The organism is Tatumella saanichensis, from assembly GCF_000439375.1.
Classification (GTDB): Bacteria; Pseudomonadota; Gammaproteobacteria; order Enterobacterales; family Enterobacteriaceae; genus Tatumella; species Tatumella saanichensis.
Genome location: NZ_ATMI01000052.1, coordinates 39,416 through 47,744, shown reverse-complemented (window position 1 = coordinate 47,744; position 8,329 = coordinate 39,416). Strand labels below are relative to the sequence as shown.

General features: G+C 49.6%; 9 protein-coding genes and 1 pseudogene. All 10 read left to right on the top strand.

The window, feature by feature from the left end; all coding sequences use genetic code 11:
• On the top strand, nucleotides 1-190 hold a 190-nt coding region (locus DW47_RS17925; protein WP_420911408.1), incomplete at its 5' end, for a T6SS immunity protein Tli4 family protein.
• A 272-nt stretch (nucleotides 191-462) separates the two neighbouring features.
• Nucleotides 463-1,464, top strand: a complete 1,002-nt coding sequence (locus DW47_RS0114530; RefSeq protein ID WP_038027625.1) for a T6SS immunity protein Tli4 family protein — start codon at nucleotides 463-465, stop codon at nucleotides 1,462-1,464.
• Between the two features lie 187 nt (nucleotides 1,465-1,651).
• A pseudogene (locus DW47_RS16565) lies at nucleotides 1,652-4,033 on the top strand (type VI secretion system Vgr family protein).
• Complete coding sequence (locus DW47_RS0114520; protein ID WP_029687144.1) at nucleotides 4,030-4,794, top strand: toxin Tle1 chaperone Tla1; 765 nt, start codon at nucleotides 4,030-4,032, stop codon at nucleotides 4,792-4,794. The pseudogene DW47_RS16565 and the gene DW47_RS0114520 overlap by 4 nt, the downstream one beginning before the upstream one ends.
• Before the next feature lie 205 nt (nucleotides 4,795-4,999).
• On the top strand, nucleotides 5,000-5,506 hold the full coding sequence (locus DW47_RS0114515; RefSeq protein WP_029687143.1) for a Tli1a family immunity protein: 507 nt from the start codon (nucleotides 5,000-5,002) through the stop codon (nucleotides 5,504-5,506).
• Between the two features lie 42 nt (nucleotides 5,507-5,548).
• Nucleotides 5,549-6,058, top strand: coding sequence for a Tli1a family immunity protein (locus DW47_RS0114510; protein ID WP_029687142.1), 510 nt, complete (start codon nucleotides 5,549-5,551; stop codon nucleotides 6,056-6,058).
• 42 nt (nucleotides 6,059-6,100) lie between these two features.
• Entirely contained in the window at nucleotides 6,101-6,610 is a 510-nt protein-coding gene (locus DW47_RS0114505; protein WP_029687141.1) for a Tli1a family immunity protein, read from the top strand.
• A 42-nt stretch (nucleotides 6,611-6,652) separates the two neighbouring features.
• A complete protein-coding gene (locus DW47_RS0114500; protein WP_029687140.1) occupies nucleotides 6,653-7,162 on the top strand; it encodes a Tli1a family immunity protein in 510 nt (169 codons plus the stop codon).
• Between the two features lie 42 nt (nucleotides 7,163-7,204).
• The gene (locus DW47_RS0114495; protein WP_029687139.1) at nucleotides 7,205-7,774 is read left to right on the top strand and encodes a Tli1a family immunity protein; all 570 of its coding nucleotides are present in this window, start codon (nucleotides 7,205-7,207) and stop codon (nucleotides 7,772-7,774) included.
• Between the two features lie 42 nt (nucleotides 7,775-7,816).
• Nucleotides 7,817-8,326, top strand: coding sequence for a Tli1a family immunity protein (locus tag DW47_RS0114490; protein WP_029687138.1), 510 nt, complete (start codon nucleotides 7,817-7,819; stop codon nucleotides 8,324-8,326).
• Nucleotides 8,327-8,329: the final 3 nt, after the last annotated feature.

Sequence of the window (8,329 nt, the reverse complement as noted above, 5' to 3'; positions counted from 1 at the left end):
CGCCTACAGGTTCACTTTTTATGGCAATGAGAATGTCGCCGATTTAAATCATCCTGTATTTTCCGTCGAGTTGAATAATTCTGGTCTGGAAACGAAAACTTATACAGATTCACAACTGGTCGATATCTGGGACAGGATCACCAGAACGTTCAGGTATCGAACTGGCTCTGCTACGGGAAACACCAGGTAGTAGATGTATTTTTCCGGGATCCGCTCGCTGCTTGCTACCGACGTCGATCATAAAGGTGCCTATGCCGTCGGGGACGCCGGTAAGGAAAACGGCCTTTCTGTAGCGATGAAGTTCACGTTACGCTCAATTATCAAATTGGCCGGGGAGGTCGCCTGATGCGGGTAAGACATTTATGGCTGGGATTAATGGTTGTTGTATTTATTCTCTGTACAGTTTTCTGGTTACTCACCCGTCCGTGGCCGGTAGCCTCTTTAACGGCAAAGGAAAAACAAATGACGGATAAGCTTTTTGAACAGACCAGACCCCAGTGTCTTGGTCGCTATCTTTTTGATGTGCCCGTTTCATTTAACAATGCTGCGATGGGTCAGGTAAAGATTAATGAAATGAGAATTACCAGCAAGCGGTTGTCTCCTCCGGCGTTTGCGCAACGTATCCGGTTACGAGAACAGGAGTTAAACAATAGTCCTACGGGTAGGTCGATAGACCAGCCTTACCTGAAGCAGGTGTACCGGAGAAATGACAATATCGTCATTTTTGATCGTAATAAAAACGGCAGTGTTCCGGGCTTTGGGCGAATTCTGGAAGGCCATTTGTACAGTAACGGAGTAGCATTCATTATTACAAGTGAAATTACTGATTTATCCAATCCCAAATATAAAAAAGACAGATGGGATTATTTAAACAGCGGCTCGAAAGAAATCGATTTAAACGATAAGCCTCAGAAGCTTGCAGAAATGCAAAGCCTGCTGTCAAGGTTGAAGGGAAGGAAGGATGAGGAAGTCCCAACGCAGTCCGGCGTCTGTATACCAGAAGGTTTTATTACTGATACAAATACGACCTCGCAAGATGATATTACATTAATATATAAGCCAGTTGATTTTGAGATTATCGTTAACAGTAACAATACTCTTGGTAAAGATAACACATTACTGGAACGAGGTAATGAAATAAATGCCGCCCTCATCAGGGTTGGTGCTCATACCCTTAAGAAAGGCACTGTAAAGTTGCCAGGTATAGATGCTGAAGAGTGGCTGATGAAAGGTAATCAGGATATTTATCATCCTGAAGAGAAGCGAGTTCCTTACTATACGTTCCAGTTTTACGGTAACGAAAAAATGGGTGATTTGAAACATCCGGTATTTTCTGTTGAGTTACATAATTCTGGTAAGGAAACGAGAAACTATACAGATTCACAACTGGTCGATATCTGGGACAGGATCACCAGAACGTTCAGGTATCGAACTGGCTCAGCTACGGGAAACACCAGACAGTAAATGTAGGTTAGAAAAGAGGCAGGTCTAGACATATTTCTAATACTGGTTCTTATGTTGGGATAACCACCTGCTGCCCGTGCTGCTGAGTTACACGATCCCAAAAATTCAAACTGCACTCCCTGATGCTTAACTGGAGTGAAGAACAAGGGGTTGCACTGGAGTTTGACATGTCACAAGGAGTGAATTCATGAGCAACAATCTTAAGATAAGATTCAGCCATAACCACCACCAGCTGGCGGTGAAGGGGTGTGACGCAGAGCTCGATGTGCTGGCGTTTGAAGGCGATGAAGCCCTGAGCCGGCCGTTCAGCTGCCGTATTGAGTTCACCAGCGCTGACCATGCCATCAGCAAAGAGATAATGCTGATGAAAGCGGCCTCTCTAACGCTGCAGGCCCCGGTTGACCAGAGTTACGGCATCAAAATGCAGCAACCCTTGCGGGTGATCCAGGGAGTAGTGACCGGTTTTGAACGTCTGGGTACCTCTAAAGATGAAACTTGCTATGCCCTGACGCTATCACCGCGCTTGGCGCTGCTGCAGCACTGTTCCCATAACGCGATTTACTTGGATATGTCGGTGCCACAGATCGTCGAGAAAATTCTGCGGGAACGCCATGGTATGCGCGGTCAGGACTTCCTCTTTTCATTGAGCCGTGAGTATCCGCGCCGCGAGCAGGTCATGCAGTATGGCGAGGATGACCTGCATTTTATTAGTCGTCTGCTCGGCGAGACGGGGATCTGGTTCCGTTTTAGCGCGGATACACGGCTGCATATCGATGTCGTCGAATTTTGCGACAGCCGCCAACAGTACCAGCAAGCTATCACGTTGCCCTCGGTACCCCCTTCAGGACAGCATGCTAACGGGACCGATGCGGTATGGGCGATGCAATGCCGTCATCAAGTGGCGGTGCAACAGGTGTCTACCCGCGACTACAACTATCGGCAGGCCAACCAACCGTTAGACACTGTGGTCAATATTTCCGCGCAAGATCCCACCACCTATGGGGAGGCTTATCATTATGCCGATAACTTTCTGCAAGCGGGTGACCCCATCCCCAGAAAGCCTGTCACTGAAACGGGGGCCTTCTATGCCCGTCTGCGGCATGAACGTTATCTCAACTAGCAGACTTGCGTCTCAGCGCTCACCAGCAGCCCTGCCTTGAGTCCGGGACAGGTGCTGAAGGTGACCGGCGGCAATGAGGTAGACCCCGTATTTGCTGAAGGGACCCTGATCACGACACTCAGTTGCAGTGCCCGTCGAGACCGAGATTTCCAAGTCAGGTTAACTGGGATCCCTGACAGTATCTTGTACAGTTTTCGCCCTGTGCCTGGCGCACATCCGGTGATGGCGGGGACTTTGCCCGCCCGTATTACCAGTACCACTGTAAACGACCCCTATGGACATATCGATAAACAGGGACGCTACCGTATCAGCCTGCAGTTTGACCGTGAAGAGCGGCAGGCAGGTTTTGAGAGCCTGTGGGTGCGTCTTGCCAGACCTTATGCGGGCGATACCTTCGGTCTGCACCTGCCGCTATTGGCAGGCACCGAAGTGGCTATCGCTTTTGAGAACGGCCATCCGGACCGCCCCTATATCAGCAGTGTGCTCCACGATTCGGCCCATCAGGATCTGGTGACTATCCAAAACTATAAGCGCAACGTGTTACGCACCCCGGCGAATAACAAAATCCGCCTCGACGACGAGCGCGGGAAGGAGCATATCAAGGTCAGCACCGAGTACGGCGGCAAGAGTCAGCTGAATCTCGGTCATCTGGTGGATGCTGAAAAGCAGCAGCGCGGCGAGGGTTTTGAGCTCAGAACCGATAGCCACGGCACACTTCGCGCCCAGCAGGGGATTTTTATTACCGCCGACGGCCAACAGAACGCACAGGGAAAAGTGCTGGAGATGGCTCCAGCGATCAGCCTACTCAAAGGCGCAAATAATCAGAATATTGAGTGGGGGAAGATCAGTGCTACCCATCGCAACCCGGTACCGGATCCGCAGCCACTCGATCGATTGATCACGTCCGCAAGTGATCTTCAGGATCCGGTTTTACTGATGTCTGCGCCAAAAGGTATCGCCGCGGTGACCCCAGAAACAGTATTACTCAAAGGAGGGAACGGCGCTTTTGTGCAGAGTCTGGGGGAGCTAAATCTGAGTGCCGCTCAGCGTTGCTCCATTAACGCCCGTCAGGCCGTGTCGATATTGGCACAACAAGAAGGTCTGAGATTGATATCAGGGAAGGGGCCGCTAGCCGTGGAATCTCATGGTGACAGCTTAGCGCTAACATCACTCAATGATATTACCGTCCAATCTGCCCAAGGACACCTGCAGCTCACAGCAAAGAATGGGATCACCTTAGGGTGCGGAGGGGCTTATATCAGGATCACCCCACAAGGGGAGATTGAAATTCATGGGCCGAGGCTGCTCAGTCTCAAAGGCAATCACCGCTTCCAACAGCCAGCCAGTGAAATGTTTCCTCTTCCGGAACTTCCGTCATCAGTATGTCAAGAGTGCCTGAAAAAAGCCCAAGCATTGGCGCAGGGATTTGTTCCGAGGGGGAATGTATGACAGCACAATGGATTAAAGAGGTCACAGTGAGCTGCCGCGCCTCAGGAAATGATTATCTCGACCTCATTGTTGATCAGGCAGGTCTGGATTTTAGTGTGATCACCACTGTTAATGCTTTGTCTGTGCAATGGCAATCCCTATATCAAGGACTTCCGGAGCAGTTTATTGTCGATGATGCTCCGCTACTGGTGCGGATCAACGTGGAAGATCCGTTACAGGTTCAGTGGCTTCAGGAAATCAGTCAGCAGGTAACCGAGAGTGCCCCTCTACTACTGCTATGTTCGCTATGGTCGTTTTCCGGACTGGCAAACTGGCTGACGGCCTGTGTGGATATCCTCCATGAGGGGCGGGGCGGTATTTTTCGGTTTTATGATACTCGCCTGTTTCCGCTGCTGTTTACTCATATCCTCACTGATGAACAGCAGCACGCTTTATTGCAGCCGGTGCTATTTTGGGCATGGCGGGATATGGATGGCAACAGCGCAGGCATCAAAGGTATGGCAACTGCTCAGTTACGTGGCGCCCTACCTAAAAAAATAGAACTTAATGATGCACAGTTTGAGGACCTGATGTGCATCTGTGATGTGATGATGCTGCTCTCACATCGGTCACCTCCTGAAGGGAAGTACTCGTGCCGGCAGAGACTTTTTGCCGACTGTTATCAGGGCATGCTCGAGGCTACCAAGCAAGGGATTATCACAGGTGATGCCCGTGAAGCATGGGTAATAAAAAAATGGCAATCTGAAGATCCGTCGCAGTAAATGTTTTTAGGGTAAACAGAGTTCATACGGAAACGCTTGATGGAGGCGTGGTCAGGCCCTAGATGCTGCGGAAAGCTTGTTGCCGATATGGCTATGCTAACGCTTTAGGGTAAAGACGACTTCAATTTCCCTAAGCATTCACGGGGGGATAGGACAGATATCTTTCTTAAATTCTGTGGTGAGTTGCTCTCACAAGGAGTGTCAGATGCACTATTCACGACTATTCCCGCTGTTGGCGGGGCTACTGCTTATCAATATGGTTCCGAGGGTGCAGGCCGGTACCATTAGAGCAATTAATCATACCAAATGGGCGATTAACACTTTCAGCGTCGATGGTCAGCCTGGCTACGACATTATTGGTCCCTTTCAGGGCGGCGGCGGTTGCTGTTACAGCGGACCGGCTATCTGGAAACCGGGTATGACTGTTCGTATTGACTGGGAGACCGGTGAAGGAGGATCAAAAGGATTTCCAGGGTTTGCGGATTATAAAAAATACAAAGCTTGGGAAACAAAAATGAAAGCTAATAATCGTCAGCATAGCAAAAACGTTCCTGTGCCCGATTATAATGGAGAGGAGACCTGCGGGATCACCGTACATTTTCTGCCCTGTGATGAAGTGAAAGTTACTACCAGTTGCTGGTCTCCAAGAAATCCTAACTATCCGATAAAAGAGCCACTTAGGATGGAGGAGCCGCAAAGCTGCCCAACATAACCTCTCTTACTTCCCACACTTACATCTCACAAGGAGTGTCAGATGAGCTATTTACGACTATTCCCGCTGTTGGCGGGACTACTGCTTATCAATGTGGTACCGAGGGTGCAGGCCGGGACCATGGATGCGATTAATCACACTAAATGGGCGATTAACTCTTTCAGCGTTGATGGTCAGCCTGGCTACGACATTATTGGTCCCTTTCAGGGCGGCGGCGGCGGCTGTTGTTATAGCCCGCCTGCTGTTTGGAAACCGGGTATGACTGTTCGTATTGATTGGGAGACCGGTGTTGGAGATATGGAGGGTTTTCCGGGGTTTGATAAGAGAGCTGAATATCTCGCCTGGGTAAAGAAAATGGAAGCACAGAGCAGGCAGTTTAGTAAAAACGTTCCTGTACCCGATTACAACGGAGAGAAGACCTGCGGGATCACCGTGCATTTTCTGCCCTGTGATGAAGTGAAAGTCACCACCAGTTGTTACACCTATGGCAGCCCCTCTTACCCAATAAAAGAGCCGGTCAGGATGGAGGAGCCGCAAAGCTGCCCAACATAACCTCTCTTACTTCCCACACTTACATCTCACAAGGAGTGTCAGATGAGCTATTTACGACTACTCCCGCTGTTGGCGGGACTACTGCTTATCAATGTGGTACCGAGGGTGCAGGCCGGGACCATGGATGCGATTAATCATACCAAATGGGCGATTAACTCTTTCAGCGTCGATGGTCAGCCTGGCTACGATATTATCGGCCCCTTTCAGGGCGGCGGCGGCGGCTGTTGTTATAGCCCGCCTGCTATTTGGAAACCGGGTATGACTGTTCGTATTGATTGGGAGACCGGTGTTGGAGATATGGAAGGCTTTCCAGGTTTTGGCGATGATGAAAAATATCTTGCTTGGGCTAAAAAGATGAAGGCACAGAGCAGACAGTTTAGCAAAAATGTATCTGTACCCGATTACAATGGAGAGAAGACCTGCGGGATCACCGTGCATTTTCTGCCCTGCGATGAAGTGAAAGTCACCACCAGTTGTTACACCTATGGCAGCCCCTCTTACCCAATAAAAGAGCCGGTCAGGATGGAGGAGCCGCAAAGCTGCCCAACATAACCTCTCTTACTTCCCACACTTACATCTCACAAGGAGTGTCAGATGAACTCTTCACGACTATTCCCGCTACTGGCGGGGCTACTGCTTATCAATGTGGTACCGAGGGTGCAGGCCGGGACCATGGATGCGATTAATCATACTAAATGGGCGATTAACTCTTTCAGCGTCGATGGTCAGCCTGGCTACGATATTATCGGCCCCTTTCAGGGCGGCGGCGGCGGCTGTTGTTATAGCCCGCCAGCTGTTTGGAAACCGGGTATGACTGTTCGTATTGATTGGGAGACCGGTGAAGGAGGATCAAAAGGATTTCCAGGGTTTGCGGATTATAAAAAATACAAAGCTTGGGAAACAAAAATGAAAGCTAATAATCGCCAGCATAGCAAAAACGTTCCTGTACCCGATTACAACGGAGAGAAGACCTGCGGGATCACCGTGCATTTTCTGCCCTGCGATGCAGTGAAAGTCACCACCAGTTGTTACACCTATGGCAGCCCCGCTTACCCAATAAAAGAGCCGATCAGGATGGAGGAGCCGCAAAGCTGCCCAACATAGCCTCTTCTACTTCACACACTTACATCTCACAAGGAGTGTCAGATGAGCTATTTACGACTATTCCCGCTGTTGGCGGGACTACTGCTTATCAATGTGGTACCAAGGGTGCAGGCCGGGACCATGGATGCGATTAATCACACTAAATGGGCGATTAACTCTTTCAGCGTTGATGGTCAGCCTGGCTACGACATTATTGGTCCCTTTCAGGGCGGCGGCGGCTGTTGTTATAGCCCGCCTGCTATTTGGAAACCGGGTATGACTGTTCGTATTGATTGGGAAAGAGGGGTTGCTTTTGCCAGTGATATACCTGAAATGCCTGAACCTGTTTTTCCCGAATATAAAAATGGAGACAAAAAAATCTGGGCTAAAAAAGTTTCTGAATACGAAGTACAAAGAAGGGAATGGTATAAAAAGGTCAAATTATTAAGTCGGCAGTTAACTAAAAGCGTTCCTGTACCCGACTATAGCGGAGAGAAGACCTGCGGGATTACCGTGCATTTTCTGCCCTGTGATGAAGTGAAAGTCACCACCAGTTGTTACACCTATGGCAGCCCCTCTTACCCAATAAAAGAGCCGGTCAGGATGGAGGAGCCGAAACGCTGCCCAACATAACCTCTTCTACTTCCCATATTTACATCTCACAAGGAGTGTCAGATGAACTCTTCACGACTATTCCCGCTGTTGGCGGGACTACTGCTTCTCAGTGTGGTTCCGAGAGTACAGGCCGGTACCATTAGAGCAATTAATCATACTAAATGGGCAATCAACTCTTTCAGCGTTGATGGTCAGCCTGGCTACGACAGTATTGGTCCCTTTCAGGGCGGCGGCGGCGGTTGTTGTTACAGCGGACCGGCTATCTGGAAACCGGGTATGACCGTGCGTGTTGATTGGGAGACCGGTGTTGGATATTCGATGGATTTTCCGGGATATGGGGATAGGGAAAAATATCTTTTATGGAAACAGGGCATTGATGCTCAGAAGCGTCAGCACAGTATAAACGTATCCGTACCTGACTACAACGGTGAGGAGACCTGCGGGATCACCGTACATTTTCTACCCTGTGATGAAGTGAAAGTCACTACCAGTTGCTGGTCTCCAAGAAATCCTAACTATCCGATAAAAGAGCCTATTAGGATGGAGGAGCCGCAAAGCTGCCCAACATAACCT

Excerpts from the sequence above, each read along its gene's own strand:
- DW47_RS0114510 (WP_029687142.1), top strand. The coding sequence starts at position 5,549 with ATGAGCTATTTACGACTATTCCCGCTGTTGGCGGGACTACTGCTTATC.
- DW47_RS0114530 (WP_038027625.1), top strand. The coding sequence starts at position 463 with ATGACGGATAAGCTTTTTGAACAGACCAGACCCCAGTGTCTTGGTCGC.
- DW47_RS0114505 (WP_029687141.1), top strand. The coding sequence starts at position 6,101 with ATGAGCTATTTACGACTACTCCCGCTGTTGGCGGGACTACTGCTTATC.
- DW47_RS0114495 (WP_029687139.1), top strand. The coding sequence starts at position 7,205 with ATGAGCTATTTACGACTATTCCCGCTGTTGGCGGGACTACTGCTTATC.
- DW47_RS0114500 (WP_029687140.1), top strand. The coding sequence starts at position 6,653 with ATGAACTCTTCACGACTATTCCCGCTACTGGCGGGGCTACTGCTTATC.
- DW47_RS0114520 (WP_029687144.1), top strand. The coding sequence starts at position 4,030 with ATGACAGCACAATGGATTAAAGAGGTCACAGTGAGCTGCCGCGCCTCA.
- DW47_RS0114490 (WP_029687138.1), top strand. The coding sequence starts at position 7,817 with ATGAACTCTTCACGACTATTCCCGCTGTTGGCGGGACTACTGCTTCTC.
- DW47_RS0114515 (WP_029687143.1), top strand. The coding sequence starts at position 5,000 with ATGCACTATTCACGACTATTCCCGCTGTTGGCGGGGCTACTGCTTATC.